We start from the raw sequence: 14,707 nt of genomic DNA, 5'->3' as shown, positions 1-14,707 counted from the left end.
CAGGCCGGTGGCGGGCCGGCGATCGAGGCCAGCTGCAGCCCCGCCAGCTTCAGGCTGCGGCGCACGGCGGCGGCGCAGCAGTAGGTGAGCAGCCGGCCGCCAGGCTTCAGCAGCCGCGCCAGCAGGCTCAGGAACTCGAGACTCCAGAGCTCGGGGCAGCGCTGGGGGGAGAAGGCATCGAGCAGCACCAGATCGCAGCCGCGCTCGAGCTGCCGTGCCTCGAGCAGGTCGCCGGCGCGCTGGCGGGCATCGCCCCAGAGCAGCTCCGCCCGGCTGGAGCCGCCGCGCCACTGCCCATGCGCCAGCAGCGCCTCCAGCATCGCCACGCTGGCCGGCTGCCACTGGCGGCGGAAGTCCGGCGCCGACAGGGCGCGGCGCAGGGGCTCGGGATCGAGCTCCAGACCGTGCACGGCCAGGCCGAGGCCCCGGGCGCCGGCGGCCTCCAGCAGGGCGGTGCTGTTGGTGCCCAGGCCGAAGCCCACATCCACCACCTGCAGCCGGCTGCCGGGAGGGAATCGCTCCAGCTGGGCCGGCTCCACGAATTTGGCCCGGGCCTCCCGCAGGGCCCCGATCGGGCCGTGGAAGCCTTCGCTGAAGCGTTCGCTGAACAGGCTGAAGCTGCCGTCGGCGCCGATCCGGGCGGGCAGCTGCTCAGGCGCGCAGCCGCTGGAGGTCATTCCAGAAATCCGGATACGACACCGCGGCTGCCTCAGGCCGGTGCAGGGTTGTGCTGCCGCTGGCGATGCCGGCCGCCACCGCCAGGCTCATCGCCACGCGGTGGTCGGTCTCGCTGTCGACGCTGGCACCTCGCAGGGCGGTGACGCCGCTGACCGCCATGCCGTCGTCGAACTCCTCGATGCGGGCGCCCATTGCCCCCAGCTGGCGGGCCATCACCGCCAGGCGATCGGTTTCCTTGACCCGCAGCTCGGCGGCATCGCGGATGCGGCTGACGCCCTCGGCGCAGCAGGCGGCCACCGCCAGCACCGGGATCTCATCCACCAGGCGGGGGATCAGGTCGCCGCCGATCTCGAAGGCCTGCAGGGGCCCGTGGCTGACGCGTAGATCGCCCACCGGCTCGCCGGCCACATCGCGCGCGTTGAGCACCTCGATCCGCGCCCCCATCTGCCCGAGCACCTCGAGGATGCCGGTGCGGCTGGGGTTGAGACCCACGTTCTCCACCGTGAGCCGGGCTCCGGGGGTGATGGCGCCGGCCACCAGCCAGAAAGCGGCCGAGCTGATGTCGCCCGGCACCACCACCTCCTGGCCGCGCAGGCTCCGCCCCGGGGTGAGCGTGACCTGGGTGCTGCCGGGGCCGCTCACCTCCAGCTCGGCGCCGAAGGCGCGCAGCATCCGTTCGCTGTGGTCGCGGCTCTGGGCCGGTTCGATCACGGTGGTGGGCCCGTCGGCGGTGAGGCCCGCCAGCAGGATCGCGCTCTTCACCTGGGCCGAGGCCACCGGCGTGTGGATCGTGGTGCCGCGCAGCCGCGCACCGAGCACCGCCAGCGGCGCGAAGTTGCCGTTCTTGCGGCCATGGATCACCGCCCCCATCTCGGCCAGCGGACCTCCCACGCGGCGCATCGGCCGGCCCCGCAGGGAGCTGTCGCCGCTGAGCACGAAGTGGCGCCCCACCCGCCCCGCCAGCAGGCCGAGCATCAGCCGCATCGTGGTGCCGGAGTTGCCGCAGTCGAGCACGTCGAACGGCTCCTGGAAGCCGTCGAGCCCCACACCCTGCACCGTTACGGGTTCCCCCGCCCGGATCGCCGACACCGTGACGCCCATGGCCCGCAGGCAGGCGGCCGTGCTCAGCGGGTCCTCGGCGGGCAGCAGCCCGTCGATGCGGGTCGTGCCTTCGGCGATGGCGCCGAACAGCAGGGCGCGGTGGGAGATCGACTTGTCGCCAGGCACCCGCACCGAGCCGTTGAGGCTGCCGCCGCCGGCGAGGGAGAGCGGCGCTGGGCTGGCTGGCGACTCGGCCAAGGGGGCAGGGCGGCAGGGAGTGGAGCGATCCTATGGAGCCTGCTCTCCGGCGCTCCTCTGCGGGCGCTGCTCCCGCCGATGGCCTGGTTCGTGTCGCTGCTGCTGAGCTGCCTGCTGCCGGCTGTGCTGCTGCTGCCGCCGCTGGCCTGGACCGCGCCGCCGGCACTGGCCTCCGGGCCCGTGCCCCTGCTGCGCGATGTCTACCTCTTTGAGGGAGAGCCGCTGGAGGTCCAGGTGTTTGCGGGCGCGGTGGATGCCCCGGACATCCCCAACACCGCTGCCGGCACGCCACCGGGTGCCTACGTGGTGCTGGCCTGGCGCGGCCAGCGACTGCAGCTGCCGCGCACCAACAACGCCGGCGCCCCCAGCTACACCGACGGCCGCTGGTGGTGGAGCCCGGTGGATCCCGAGCATCCGCAGTTCAGGCAGCGGCGCGGCGGGGTGCAGACCTATGGCTGTGAGCCTTCCGCGCCATAGCCGTGCCAATGGCAGAGCGGCCCCTGGCCGGCGCCGATGGCCAGGGAGCTGCGCAGGGCGCCCTCCACATAGCGCTTGGCTTCCATGACGGCCTCCGTCAGCGGCAGGCCCCGGGCCCGCTGGGCGGTGATGGCGGCGCCGAGGGTGCAGCCGCTGCCGTGGGTATGGGGCGTGTCGATGGCGGCGTGCTGCAGCCACCGGCCGCTGGCGTCGCGCTGCAGCAGATAGTCGCGGCCACGCAGCTCCGGGCGGCCGCCGCCCTTGATCAGCACCGCCGCCGGCCCCAGCTCCAGCAGCCGCTGGGCTGCCTGTTCCACCTCGGCGGCCGTCGTGATGGCCTGGCCGCTGAGCAGCTGCGCCTCGTGGAGGTTGGGGGTGATCAGCTCGGCCAGGGGCAGCAGCAGCCGGTAGGCCTCGATGGCGTTTGGCTCCAGCAGCACCGCCCCCGCCCGCGACACCATCACCGGATCGATCAGCCGCGGGATCGCCATCGGGGCCAGGGCGGCGGCCGTGGCCTCGATCAGGCCGGCGTTGAGCAGCATGCCGGTCTTGAGGGCCGCCACCGGCAGGTCGCTGAGCACCGCTTCGATCTGGGCGCCGAGGGATTCGGGCGGCAGGGCATCCACGCGGCTGACGCCGGTGGTGTTCTGGGCCGTGATGCAGGTGAGTGCCGAGCAACCATGCACCCGCAGCGCCGTGAAGGTCTTGAGATCGGCCTGGATGCCGGCGCCACCGCCGGAGTCGCTGCCGCCGATGGTGAGGGCGATGGCTGTTGGCATGGGGCCATGATCCCTGCCAGCAGCCCCCGCCGCGATCGGGCCATGGTCCCCGCTGAACCCCTGCCGCCCTGGCGCCCGCTGCTGCGGGGTGCCGCGAGCGGGAGGGACGCTCGCCGCTGGCCCGTTGGCTGCAGCTGGCCACGCTGGCGGCCGATGGCACGCCCCGGTGCGCACCCTGGTGTTTCGCGGCTGGGGCGGCCCGGTTGCCCTGGATCTGCTCACCGACGGCCGCAGCGCCAAGGCGGCGGAGCTGCGGGCCCAGCCGGCGCTGGAGCTGTGCTGGCTGCTGCCGCGGGCCCGCTGCCAGTTACGGCTGCGGGGGATGGTGGTCGACCTGCCCTGTGAGCAGAAGCGGGCCGAACGCCAGCGCCACTGGCTGGCACTCACGCCCGAGGGGCGGGCCCTGTGGGGCTGGCCGCCGCCGGGGGAGCCCCTGGAGGCCTCGGTGCCGTTTCCGGCTGCCTTGCCGCCGGAGTCCCCCATGCCTGAGGCGTTCGTGCTGCTGCGCATCGCCCTGGCCCAGGTGGAGCTGCTGGAGCTGGGTGGCCAGCCCCACCGCCGCCGCCGCTGGCGCGCCGCCAGCGCCTGGCGGGAGGAACCGCTCAATCCCTGAGCGGGCCGGCCTGCGACGTGCCGAGGTAGGGCTCCAGAAAGCTCAGCGGCCGGGCCATGGTGGCCGAGAAGCCGAGGATGCCCGCATCGCGGTGGCTGTACAGCAGGGTGTCGTCGGCATTGAGGATGAAGGTGCCGCCGCGCTGGGTGAGGTGGTCATCACGGGGCACATAGGTCCGCCAGCGCCCCAGCACCTCCACCATGTTGCGCAGACGCACCGTGGCCAGCTCGAAGGGCCGCTGGTAGCCGCGTCCCACCAGGTTGAAGAGCGGCATCTCCAGCCGCGGCGGTGCCTGGCGGTCGCCGCTGTAGCCGCGCAGCACCTCCGCCAGGGTGCCGGGCGAGCCGATGCCGGCGCACATCAGCAGCAGCGCCGGCCAGGGCCCGAGCGGTGTCTGCAGGCCGGCGTAGAGCCCCAGCTGGCGATGCAGTTCGGGCGCGGCATCCACCTGCAGGCAGCTGCGCGGCAGGCCGGTGTAGCGGCAGAAGCGCTCGGCGCCTGTGTCAGTGCCGATCGCGATCGCCAGCAGGCCGATGCCGGCGGCCTCGAGCCGCGGCAGGGCCGCCGCCAGGGACTGGGCGTACTCGAGGCTGTCGAAGTCGCCCAACTGACCCAGGAGCACCACCAGCCGTCGCCGGCCCGCGCCCATCGCTGGCACGCCGGCGAGGCGATCGAGCAGGGGCTGGGGGGCGCGTTGGTGGGCTGCGTTCACCGGTGGTTCTCAGACGAAAGCGGGGAGAGCAAGGCAACGGAGAGAGCTGGGCATCGGCGGCGAGGAGCACCAGAGGCGCCAGCTCGTGCAGCTTGGCCTGTCTGCGACGCCGTGCGCGAATGAGCCGGCGAGCCGGCGGCTCCAGGCAGGCGGCTCAACCCAGCAGCAGCCCGGCCTCGCCGCCCTGGCTGGCCTCGGCGCTGCGCAGATCGAAGAGCAGATCCTCGAGGCTGAGCTCCTCCAGCGCCCGCTGGCGGGCGCGCTCGAGGCGCTGCTGCAGTGCGTGGGTCACCTGATCGGCGGCGGTGGCGGCGGTGAGGGGATCGCCGGCCGGGTCCGCCGGTGTCTCGCCCAGGGCCGCCAGCACCGCCGCCAGGGAGATGTCTCTGGCGGCCCGGCTGAGCCGGTACCCCCCCAGCCGGCCGCGGCGGGCCTCCAGCAGGCCGGCCCGGCGCAGCCTCAGCAGCAGCTGCTCCAGCATCGGCTCCGGCAGCTGCCGGGCCCTGGCCAGCTCGTGGGTGGAGCAGCGGCGCTGGGGATGGGCGGCCAGCTCCAGCAGGGCCTTGAGGGCATGGCTGGCCTGCCGGGAGAGCATGGCCCGCTTCAGCGCGTCGGGGCCGTCGCGCCGCTCGCCAGCCGCTCCAGCACGTGCTCGAGCGTGTAGCCGAACAGGGCGGGATCGGGCTCGCGGCCGCCCACGTCGGCCAGGCCGAGCTCGGCCCAGCGCGCATCCAGGCGGGCCTCCAGCTCGGCGGGGCGCCGCAGCGGCTCGCCCCAGGGGTGGTTGCGCTCCGGTCCGAGCTTGGTGGTGGCATCGATCGCCAGCCGGCCGCCCAGCCCCAGCCGCTCGCTGGCGAAATCGAGCGTGTCGAAGGGGGTGTTCTCGAGCACGAACAGATCCCGCTGCGGATCCACCAGGGCGCTGATCGCCCAGATCACCTGGCGCGGATCGCGGATGTTGATCGCCTTGTCGACCACCACCACGAACTTGGTGTAGGTGAACTGGGGCAGGGCGCTCCAGAAGGCCATCGCCGCCCGCCTGGCCTGCCCCGGATAGGCCTTGTCGATGGCGATCACGGCCAGCTTGTAGCTGAGTCCCTCCATCGGCAGGAAGAAATCGACGATCTCCGGGATCTGCTGGCGCAGGATGGGCGTGTAGATGCGGTTGAGGGCGATGGCGAGCATCGCGTCCTCCTTGGGCGGGCGGCCGCTGAAGGTGGTGAAGTAGATCGGATCGCGGCGCTGGGTTACGCACTGGATGTGCACCAGGGGCGAATCCTCCACGCCGCCGTAGAAGCCCATGTGGTCGCCGAAGGGCCCGTCGGCGAGCTCCTCGCCGGGGGTGATCGTGCCCTCGAGCACCACTTCGCTGTGGCTGGGCACCTCCAGGTTCACGGTCTTGCACTTCGCCAGCCGCACGCCCTCGCCGGCGTAGAGGCCGGCGAACAGCCACTCGCTCAGCTGCACCGGGATCGGCGTGGCCGCCGCCATCACCAGCAGGGGGTGCACACCGATGGCGATGGCGATCTCGAGCTTCCTGCCCAGGGCCGCCGCCTTGCGCAGGTGGCGCGCCCCGCCGCGCACGCTCAGCCAGTGCACGGTCATCGTGTTGACCGACTGCTGCTGCAGCCGGTACACGCCCACGTTGGGGGTGCCCGTTTCGGGGTCTCTGGTGATCACCAGTCCGAGGGTGATGATCCGGCCGCCGTCACCGGGCCAGGGGCGCAGCAGCGGCAGGGCATCGAGATTGACCGCCTCACCACGGAACACCTGCTGACGGCAGGGAGGGGTGAGGTCGAGATCGGGCCGGGCCTTCAGCACATCCAGCAGCACCGAGCCGAAGCGCACCGCCTCCCGCGCTCCCTTGGGGGGACGGGGCTGCTGCAGCAGGGCCAGCCGCTCGCCCAGCGCTTCGAGCTCCTCGGGCCGCTCCATGCCCAGGCTCCAGAGCACCCGCTCCTGGGTGCCGAGCAGGTTGATCGCCACCGGCATCGCCGAGCCGGTCACGTTCTCGAACAGCAGCGCGGGTCCGCCGGCGGCCAGCACCCGGTCGGCGATCGCCGCCAGTTCGAGGTCGGCATCCACCGGAGCGCTGATGCGGCGCAGCTGCCCGCGGGCCTCGAGCAGCTGCAGGAAGCCGCGCAGATCGCGCCGCGATGCGTTGCTGAAGTCCCTGCCTGCCATCCAGCCAGCCGTGCGGTGCCTACTGTGACGCACCTCAGCAGCCAGCCGCGGCCGTGCAGATCTCCTACTTCCACACCTCCGAATCCGTGCCGCCGCTGCCTCCCGTGGCCGAGGGCGGTCCCGACGCGGCGGTGGTGATCGATGTGCTGCGGGCCACCACCACCATCGCCTGGGCGCTGCAGAACGGTGCCGAGGCGATCCAGGCCTTCGCCGATCTGGCCGAGCTGGAGGCGGCGGCGGCGGCCTGGCCGCCGGCCAGGCGCCTGCGGGCCGGCGAGCGCGGCGGCCAGCGGGTGGAGGGCTACGACCTGGGCAACTCGCCGCTGGCGGTGACCCCGGAGCTGGTGGGCGGCAAGCGCATCTTCATGAGCACCACCAACGGCACCCGCTCCCTGGCGGCGGTGCGCCCGGTGCCGCTGCTGCTCACCGCCTGCCTGCCCAACCGCACCGCCGTGGCCCGGCGGCTGCTGGAGCGCGACTGCAAGCGCGTGTGGATCGTGGGAAGCGGCTGGGAGGGGGCCTACTCGCTGGAGGACAGCCTGGCGGCCGGCGCCGTGGCGTCCGCCGCCACCGAGATGGCCGTGGCTCCCCACATCGGCGTGAGTTTCGGCAACGACGAGATGCTCGCCGCCCTGGCCCTCTGGCAGCAGTGGCATCACGACACCGAGACCTGCCTGCGGGCGGCCAGCCATGGCCAGCGGCTGATCGGCCTGGGGGATCACGACGCCGACTTCGCCTGCTGCGCCGCCGTCGACAGTCTCCAGATCGTGCCCTTCCAGGCCGAGCCGGGGGTGCTGCGGCCCAGCTGAGCGCCTGCCGCGGGCACCCTGGCGCGCCCGGCCGACTCCCCTACAGTTCGCCGGTCGATCTGGGGCAGGTGGTGAGCAGTTTTCTGGCGGCAGCGGTGCAGCTCACCAGCACGCCGGATCCCGACTCCAATCTGGCCGCTGCCGAGGAGCAGATCGAGCTGGCCGCCCGGCGCGGCGCCGACCTGGTGGGCCTTCCCGAGAATTTCGCCTTCATGGGGGAGGACGCCCAGCGACTGGCGCTGGCACCCTCCCTGGCCGAGCGCTGCAGCCGCTTCCTGGTCACGATGGCCCGCCGCTACCAGGTGACCCTGCTGGGCGGGGGCTTCCCCGTGCCGGCAGGCCCGGGCCAGACCTTCAACCGCGCCGAGCTTGTGGGCACGGAAGGCCAGCTGCTGGCCCGCTACGACAAGATCCACCTCTTCGATGTGGATCTGCCGGACGGCAACACCTATCAGGAGTCGGCCACGGTGCGGCCCGGCTCGGAACTGCCGCCGGTGGTGGAGGTGCCCGGGCTGGGACGGATCGGTCTCTCGATCTGTTACGACGTGCGCTTCCCTGAGCTCTACCGCCATCTGGCCGCGCCGGCGCCGATGTGCTGATGGTGCCGGCGGCCTTCACCGCCTTCACCGGCAAGGACCACTGGCAGGTGCTCCTCCAGGCCCGCGCCATCGAGAACACCGCCTACGTGGTGGCTCCCGCCCAGACGGGTCAGCACTACGGCCGCCGCCAGAGTCACGGCCATGCCCTGGTGATCGATCCCTGGGGCACCGTGCTGGCCGATGCCGGCACCGCGCCGGGGCTGGCGGTGGCACCGATCGACCGCGATCATGGCAGGCGGGTGCGGGCCCAGATGCCGAGCCTGCAGCATCGACACCCGGCGCTCTTCTGACCGCGATGGCATCACGCTGGCGCCGCTTTTCGAGCAGAGCCCTGCTGCTGCTCGCCGTGCTTCCGGCCGTGCTGCTGGCCGAGCTCCCGGCGCTCGCCTCCACCCTGGCGGCCTGGCGCATCACTCGCGAGGGGGTGCTGCAGCTGCGCACCAGTCCCGATTCACGCTTGCAGGCCTTCTATGAAGACGGTTCGCGCCTGCGCGGTCCGCGGGTGTGGGTCGACCTGCCGGGGAGCCCCTCGCGGACCCGCACGATCCGCGGCAGCGGTCCGATCAGCGAGGTGCGCATCGGACGACCCGATGGAGCCACCACCCGCCTGGTGGTGGAATTCAGGCCCGGCGTCCGGCTCGATCCCGCCCAGCTGAGGCTGGTGGGCACGGCCCGGGACCGCTGGGAGCTGGACTTCAAGGAGCTGCCCCGCGGCGTGCGGTTCGCCCTGGGCGAAGGCGACCTGGATGGCGGTCCGGTGTTCGCTCGGGGATCCATCAGCGTCTTCCCCACGGCCTCGGCCCCTCTCTCGGCCGATGGCCTGCCGGTTGTGCCGCGGGGGCGGTTTCGGGTGGTGATCGATCCTGGGCATGGCGGGCCTGATCCGGGCGCGTGGGGATCGGCGGCCTGCGCGAGACCGATGTGGTTCTGGATGTGTCGCTGCAGATGGCCCGCCTCCTCCAGGCCCGCGGCGTTCAGGTCCTGATGACCCGCACCAGTGAGGTCGATGTCGACCTGCCGCCGCGGGTGTCGCTCGCCAACAGCAACGGCGCCGACGCCTTCGTGAGTGTGCATGCCAACGCTCTGAGCCTGGCCCGCCCGGATGTGAACGGCATCGAGACCTTCTACTTCGAGGGAGGCAGCAGCCGCTCCCGCGACCTGGCCGCCTCCCTGCAGCAGCAGATGCTGGCCATTTCGCCCGGCACGCCCGACCGCGGCGTGCGCACCGGTCGCTTCTTCGTGATCCGCCGCACGGTGATGCCCTCCGCCCTGGTGGAGATGGGCTTCGTGACGGGGATCATCGATGCCCCGCGCCTGGCCGATGCCAACTTCCGCCGCCGCATGGCCCTGGCCCTGGCGGCCGGGATGCTGCAGTACCTGCAGCGCCAGTGATGAGCCATCTGGTGGGTCTGTTCGACAGCGGCCTCGGCGGGCTCACCGTGCTGCGCCAGGTGCTGGAGCGCTATCCACACTCCCCCTGCCTCTATCTGGGCGACACGGCCCGGGTTCCCTATGGCGAGCGCAGCGTGGCCGAGATCCGGGCCATCGCCGCCGAGGTGGTGCGATGGCTGCGGCAGCAGGGAGTGGGGGTGCTGGTGATGGCCTGCAACACCTCCAACGCCCTGGCTCTGGATGTGGCGGTGGCCGAGGCGGGCGTGCCGGTGGTGGGGCTGATCGACAGCGTGGCCTCGGAGATCGCCAGCGACCGGGTGGGGGTGCTGGCGACCCCGGCCACGGCCGCCAGCGGGGCCTACCGCCGCGCCATCCATGCCTCCCGGCCGGCGGCAGGGTGATCGAGGTGGGCTGCCCGGCCTTCGTGCCGCTGATCGAGGCGGGCGATCTGGAGGCGCCGGCCCTGCGTGAGGCGGCCGCCGCTTACCTGGAGCCCCTGCTCGCGGGCGGGATCGACACCGTGGTGATGGCCTGCACCCACTACCCGATGCTCCGGCCCCTGCTGGCCAGCCTGCTGCCGCCCCATGTGCAGCTGGTCGACCCGGCCGTGGCCACGGTGCAGCGACTGGGCCCCTGCTCGGCAGCCTCGGCGACCGGCCGGAGGGCGAACGCCAGGGTGATCCGGTGCTGCCCCGGGATCAGCGCCTGCGGTTGTGCGTCACCGGTTCGGCGGCGGCGTTCGCCGCCGGGGCCACCGCCTGCTCGGCCAATGCCCTCGCGTGGAGGAGGTGAACCTGCAGGTCGACCTGCGGTCGGGCATGCGCGCCTCCTAGGATCCCGTCACGACGGAGGTGATGTGGCAACGGTTGCAGAGCTGCTCCAGCCCGTCGAGGCCGACCTCGATGCACTGCTGGCGGATCTCCGCAACCTGATCGGGGCCGGTCACCCGATCCTGCAGGCGGCGGCGGAACATCTGTTCGCTGCCGGCGGCAAGCGGATCCGGCCCGGCATCGTGCTGCTGCTGTCGCGCGCCATCTCCCCCGACGGGGCGCTGACGCCGCGTCATCGGCGCCTGGCGGAGATCACCGAGATGATCCACACCGCCTCGCTGGTGCACGACGATGTGGTCGACGAGGCAGCCACCCGGCGTGGCGTGGCCACCGTGCATAGCCGCTTCAATCATCGGGTGGCGGTGCTGGCCGGCGATTTCCTCTTCGCCCAGGCCAGCTGGCACCTCGCCAATCTCGACGATCTCGAGGTGGTGAAGCTGCTCAGCCGCGTGATCATGGACCTGGCCGACGGCGAGGTGCGCCAGGGCCTGTTCCGCTACGACACCGGCCAGAGCTTCGAGACCTACCTCGAGAAGAGCTACTGCAAGACCGCCTCCCTGATCGCCAACAGCGCCAGGGCCGCCGGTGTGCTCAGCGGCCTGCGCGAGAACCGGCTCGATGAGCTGTTCCGCTTCGGCCGCCAGCTGGGCCTGGCCTTCCAGGTGGTCGACGACATCCTCGATTTCACCGGCAGCGACCAGCAGCTCGGCAAACCCGCCGCCAGCGATCTGGCCAGCGGCTACCTCACCGCTCCGGTGCTCTATGCCCTCGAGGAGCGTCCGGCCCTGGCCGGCCTGATCGAGCGGGAGTTCAGCCAGGAGGGCGATCTCGACCAGGCGCTCGAGCTGGTGCGCGGCTGCGAGGCGATTCCCCGCTCCCGTGCCCTGGCCGAGAGCTTTGCCCGCCAGGCAACCGAAGCCATCGAGTGGCTGCCGCCCAGCGAGCCCCGCAGCGCCCTGAGGGCCCTGCCCGACTTCGTGATCAGCCGGCTCTACTGATCAGTCCGGCTGCTCAGCTGAGCCGCACCTCGGCGAGGCTGCGCAGAAATCGCTCGATGCCGGGATACAGCCGCGCCCGCTCGTCTGGGCTCAGGGAATCGGCGTGAACCACATGCACCTGGCAGCCGGCGGCGAGGGCGGCCTGGGCACCGGCCGGCGAATCCTCGAAGGCCCAGCAGTCGGTTGGAGGCATCCCCAGCCGGCGGGCCGCCAGCAGGAACACGTCCGGAGCGGGTTTNCCCTCCCCCAGCTCAGGGTCATCGCCATGCACCCGGGTGGCGATGACGCCGAGCCAGGGATGGGGCGCGGCCTTGTGGGCGACAGCCTCCCGGGAGCTGCTGGTGGCCAGGGCCATCGGGATGCCATGGGCCAGGCAGCGGTTCACCAGCTCCACCGCCCCGGGCATCGGCGGCGCCTGCACGAGCAGCGCCTCGGCGATCGGCTGGCGCACCGCCAGCAGCTCCTCGATCGTGGGCCCCTCGCCGATCCAGCGCAGCACCTGGCGGGCGCAGTCGAGCCGGCGGCGGCCGCGCAGCTGCAGCAGCTCGCCGGGCGTGAGCGGCCGGCCGAAGCGGGTCGCGGCCTCCTGCCAGGCCCGGGCATGCAGCGGCTCGGTGTCGAGCAGCAGGCCGTCGAGATCGAACAGACAGGCGGCCGGTGGGGTCATGGGCCATCCTGCGGCAGCAGAGCTCCGTTACAGCCGGGCCCCGGGGCGGTTTTCTCGCTTGAATACCGCAGCGCCGTGCCGCCCTGGCTCCATGACCCAAGCTCCCACGATCGAGTCGGTGCTGCAGGAGCAGCGCCTGTTCGCGCCGCCCGCGGAGCTGGCCGCCACGGCCCGGATCGGGTCGCTGGAGGACTACCGCGCCCTCTGTGCCCGGGCCGAGGCCGACCCGGACGGCTTCTGGGNCGACCTGGCCCGCAGCGAGCTGCACTGGTTCGAGCCCTTCCACACGGTGCTCGACTGGAGCAACCCGCCGTTCGCCCGCTGGTTCGAGGGCGGCACCACGAACCTCAGCTTCAACTGCCTCGATCGCCACCTGGAGGGCCCCCGGGCCGACAAGACGGCGCTGATCTGGGAGGGGGAGCCCGGCGACACGCGCCGCTTCACCTATCGCCAGCTGCATGCCGAGGTGTGCAAGGCCGCCAACGCCCTCAAGGCGCTGGGCATCGGCAAGGGCGATCTGGTGGCCCTCTACATGCCGATGGTGCCGGAGGCGGCGATCGCCATGCTGGCCTGCGCCCGCATCGGCGCCCCCCATTCGGTGGTGTTCGGCGGCTTCTCGGCCGACGCCCTGCGCGACCGGCTGATCGACGGCGAGGCCAAGCTGGTGATCACCGCCGATGGCGGCTTCCGCAAGGACAAGCCGGTGCCGCTCAAGCCGGCGGTGGATGAGGCGCNTCGCCGGCAATGGGGGAGCTCCCAGCGTGGAGACGGTGCTGGTGGTGCGGCGGCTGGACGGCGCCGGCGGCGAGTGCGCCATGCAGGCCGGCCGTGATCTGTGGTGGCACGAGCTGGTGGAGGGCCAGAGCGCGGTGTGCCCGGCCGAGCCGATGGCCAGCGAAGACCGCCTCTTCGTGCTTTACACCTCCGGCTCCACCGGCAAGCCCAAGGGCGTGGTGCACACCACCGCCGGCTACAACCTCTGGGCCCATCTCACCTTCCAGTGGATCTTCGACATCCGCGACGACGACATCCACTGGTGCACGGCGGATGTGGGCTGGATCACGGGCCACAGCTACATCGTGTACGGGCCGCTCTCCAACGGCGCCACCACCGTGATGTACGAGGGGGCGCCGCGGCCCGGCAAGCCCGGTGCCTTCTGGGAGGTGATCCAGAAGCACCGCTGCACGATCTTCTACACGGCGCCCACGGCGATCCGCGCCTTCATGAAGAGCGGCCGTGAGGTGCCGGATCAGCACGACATGAGCTCGCTGCGGATTCTCGGCACGGTGGGTGAGCCGATCAATCCAGAAGCCTGGATGTGGTACCGCGACGTGATCGGCGGTGATCGCTGTCCGGTGGTGGACACCTGGTGGCAGACGGAGACCGGCGGCGTGATGATCAGCCCCCTGCCCGGCGCCATCCCCACCAAGCCGGGTTCCTGCACCCTGCCGCTGCCCGGCATCGAAGCCGACGTGGTCGACCATGCCGGGGTGTCGCAGCCGGCCGATGCCGGCGGCTACCTGGTGGTGAGGCGCCCCTGGCCGGGGATGATGCGCACCGTGCACGGCGATCCGGACCGCTTCCGCAGGAGCTACTGGGAGGAGATCCGCCCGGCCGACGGGTCGCCGATCTACTTCGCCGGCGACGGCGCCCGGCGCGACGCCGACGGCTATTTCTGGGTGATGGGTCGCGTTGACGACGTGATCAACGTGAGTGGCCACCGCCTCGGCACGATGGAGATCGAGAGCGCCCTGGTGAGCCATCCGGCCGTGGCCGAGGCCGCCGTGGTGGGCCGCCCCGACGAGCTCAAGGGCGAGGGCATCGTGGCCTTCGTGACCCTGGAGGCGGGCCGCAGCGGCGACGATGGCCTCATCGCCGAGCTGCGCAGCCATGTGGGCAAGGAGATCGGCCCGATCGCCAGGCCCGATGAGATCCGCTTCTCCGATGCCCTGCCCAAGACCCGCAGCGGCAAGATCATGCGGCGCATCCTGCGGGCCCTGGCGGCCGGCGAGGAGGTGAGCGGCGACACCTCCACCCTGGAGGATCGCTCGGTGCTCGATCAGCTGCGCGTCTGAGGCCGCGGCTACGCCCAGCCGCTGATCCGCTCGGCCAGCTGCTCGATCCGCCGCAGCCGCTGCGGATCATCGGCCCAGGCCCCCAGCAGCTGGCGGCGCAGGCCGCCGCTGGCCGGGGCCAGGTGATCGCCCGGCAGCTCGATCAGCGCCGAGGCATCGCCCGGCCGTGCCTGCAGCACCCCCAGCAGCCGCGCGCTCTGGTCGATGCCGTCGCGCTCGAAGCGCACCAGCAGGTTGCGGGGCTGGCGGTAGCTGCGCGCCACCAGCTCCAGGGTCTCCTGGGGGGAGGGGCTGAATTCGCTGCGGAAGCTGAACTGCTGGCCCAGCTCGGCCAGCAGCGGCACCGAGCGCTCGGCCGAGAAGTTGTTGAAGCTCAGGGCCACCAGACCGTCGCAGCCGCGCCCGCCATCGGGGGCGAGGAGGTGCAGCTTGCAGCCGAGGCTGTGGCCCAGACGCAGCTGGGGCGCCGCGGCACTGGCGGCGCGGAAGGCGCGCCAGGCCTCGGTGGCCTGGGCCTGGTGATCGAATCCGGGCACGTAGCTCCAGGCCAGCACCTGCCAGCCGCGGGCGGCCAGGGCTTCCAGCAGGCGGCGGT

The 14,707-nt window shown here is 72.4% G+C and carries 13 protein-coding genes and 3 pseudogenes; 8 read left to right on the top strand and 8 right to left on the bottom strand.

What is annotated here, in order from left to right:
• Both SYNGFB01_RS07320 and aroA read right to left on the bottom strand, forming a co-directional pair.
• Window positions 1–677, bottom strand: a 677-nt coding sequence (locus SYNGFB01_RS07320; RefSeq protein ID WP_048017534.1) for a tRNA (5-methylaminomethyl-2-thiouridine)(34)-methyltransferase MnmD, incomplete at its 3' end; no start/stop codon positions are given.
• Window positions 652–1,977: a 3-phosphoshikimate 1-carboxyvinyltransferase gene (gene aroA / locus SYNGFB01_RS07315; RefSeq protein ID WP_048017533.1), complete on the bottom strand. Its 1,326-nt coding sequence runs from the start codon at window positions 1,975–1,977 to the stop codon at window positions 652–654. The genes SYNGFB01_RS07320 and aroA, both read right to left, overlap by 26 nt.
• 78 nt (window positions 1,978–2,055) lie before the next feature.
• Between aroA and SYNGFB01_RS07310 the strand changes: the two genes are divergently transcribed.
• Entirely contained in the window at window positions 2,056–2,454 is a 399-nt protein-coding gene (locus SYNGFB01_RS07310; protein ID WP_053068385.1) for a hypothetical protein, read from the top strand.
• On the opposite strand, the gene thiD is transcribed toward SYNGFB01_RS07310, so the two are convergent.
• Window positions 2,427–3,233 carry a bifunctional hydroxymethylpyrimidine kinase/phosphomethylpyrimidine kinase gene (gene thiD / locus SYNGFB01_RS07305; protein WP_048017532.1) on the bottom strand — a complete coding sequence of 269 codons (807 nt, stop codon included), beginning with the start codon at window positions 3,231–3,233 and terminating at the stop codon, window positions 2,427–2,429. The genes SYNGFB01_RS07310 and thiD overlap by 28 nt on opposite strands.
• 166 nt (window positions 3,234–3,399) lie before the next feature.
• Here thiD and SYNGFB01_RS07300 point away from each other — a divergent pair, with 166 nt between their 5' ends.
• Window positions 3,400–3,846 (top strand): pyridoxamine 5'-phosphate oxidase, encoded by a 447-nt coding sequence (locus SYNGFB01_RS07300; protein WP_369795511.1) that lies wholly within the window; start codon window positions 3,400–3,402, stop codon window positions 3,844–3,846.
• Here the strand turns inward: SYNGFB01_RS07300 and SYNGFB01_RS07295 are convergent.
• From SYNGFB01_RS07295 to SYNGFB01_RS07285, 3 genes are all read right to left on the bottom strand, one after another.
• Window positions 3,836–4,495, bottom strand: coding sequence for a peroxiredoxin-like family protein (locus SYNGFB01_RS07295; RefSeq protein ID WP_048017535.1), 660 nt, complete (start codon window positions 4,493–4,495; stop codon window positions 3,836–3,838). The genes SYNGFB01_RS07300 and SYNGFB01_RS07295 overlap by 11 nt on opposite strands.
• Before the next feature lie 217 nt (window positions 4,496–4,712).
• Window positions 4,713–5,153 carry an Rrf2 family transcriptional regulator gene (locus SYNGFB01_RS07290; protein ID WP_048017531.1) on the bottom strand — a complete coding sequence of 147 codons (441 nt, stop codon included), beginning with the start codon at window positions 5,151–5,153 and terminating at the stop codon, window positions 4,713–4,715.
• A gap of 8 nt (window positions 5,154–5,161) precedes the next feature.
• On the bottom strand, window positions 5,162–6,742 hold the full coding sequence (locus SYNGFB01_RS07285) for a UbiD family decarboxylase (protein ID WP_048017530.1): 1,581 nt from the start codon (window positions 6,740–6,742) through the stop codon (window positions 5,162–5,164).
• Window positions 6,743–6,795: 53 nt separating this feature from the next.
• Here SYNGFB01_RS07285 and SYNGFB01_RS07280 point away from each other — a divergent pair, with 53 nt between their 5' ends.
• From SYNGFB01_RS07280 to sds, 5 genes and pseudogenes are all read left to right on the top strand, one after another.
• A complete protein-coding gene (locus SYNGFB01_RS07280; protein WP_048017529.1) occupies window positions 6,796–7,551 on the top strand; it encodes a 2-phosphosulfolactate phosphatase family protein in 756 nt (251 codons plus the stop codon).
• Window positions 7,552–7,622: 71 nt separating this feature from the next.
• A pseudogene (locus SYNGFB01_RS07275) lies at window positions 7,623–8,440 on the top strand (carbon-nitrogen hydrolase family protein).
• Window positions 8,441–8,445: 5 nt separating this feature from the next.
• Window positions 8,446–9,542 (top strand): annotated as a pseudogene (locus SYNGFB01_RS07270) (N-acetylmuramoyl-L-alanine amidase).
• Window positions 9,542–9,943 carry a glutamate racemase gene (locus tag SYNGFB01_RS16350; RefSeq protein WP_369795510.1) on the top strand — a complete coding sequence of 134 codons (402 nt, stop codon included), beginning with the start codon at window positions 9,542–9,544 and terminating at the stop codon, window positions 9,941–9,943. The pseudogene SYNGFB01_RS07270 and the gene SYNGFB01_RS16350 overlap by 1 nt, the downstream one beginning before the upstream one ends.
• 455 nt (window positions 9,944–10,398) lie before the next feature.
• The gene (sds, locus tag SYNGFB01_RS07260) at window positions 10,399–11,370 is read left to right on the top strand and encodes a solanesyl diphosphate synthase (RefSeq protein ID WP_048017528.1); all 972 of its coding nucleotides are present in this window, start codon (window positions 10,399–10,401) and stop codon (window positions 11,368–11,370) included.
• Window positions 11,371–11,383: 13 nt separating this feature from the next.
• On the opposite strand, the gene SYNGFB01_RS07255 is transcribed toward sds, so the two are convergent.
• The gene (locus SYNGFB01_RS07255; protein WP_048017527.1) at window positions 11,384–12,037 is read right to left on the bottom strand and encodes an HAD family phosphatase; all 654 of its coding nucleotides are present in this window, start codon (window positions 12,035–12,037) and stop codon (window positions 11,384–11,386) included.
• 91 nt (window positions 12,038–12,128) lie between these two features.
• Here SYNGFB01_RS07255 and acs point away from each other — a divergent pair.
• Window positions 12,129–14,112, top strand: a pseudogene (gene acs, locus SYNGFB01_RS07250) (acetate--CoA ligase).
• An 8-nt stretch (window positions 14,113–14,120) separates the two neighbouring features.
• On the opposite strand, the gene SYNGFB01_RS07245 reads toward acs, so the two are convergent.
• On the bottom strand, window positions 14,121–14,707 hold a 587-nt coding region (locus SYNGFB01_RS07245; RefSeq protein WP_048017526.1), incomplete at its 5' end, for a DUF1350 family protein.

Origin of the sequence: Synechococcus sp. GFB01, assembly GCF_001039265.1 — a bacterium.
In the GTDB taxonomy this organism is placed as follows: domain Bacteria; phylum Cyanobacteriota; class Cyanobacteriia; order PCC-6307; family Cyanobiaceae; genus NIES-981.
This window is presented reverse-complemented; position numbering and strand designations above follow the sequence as displayed.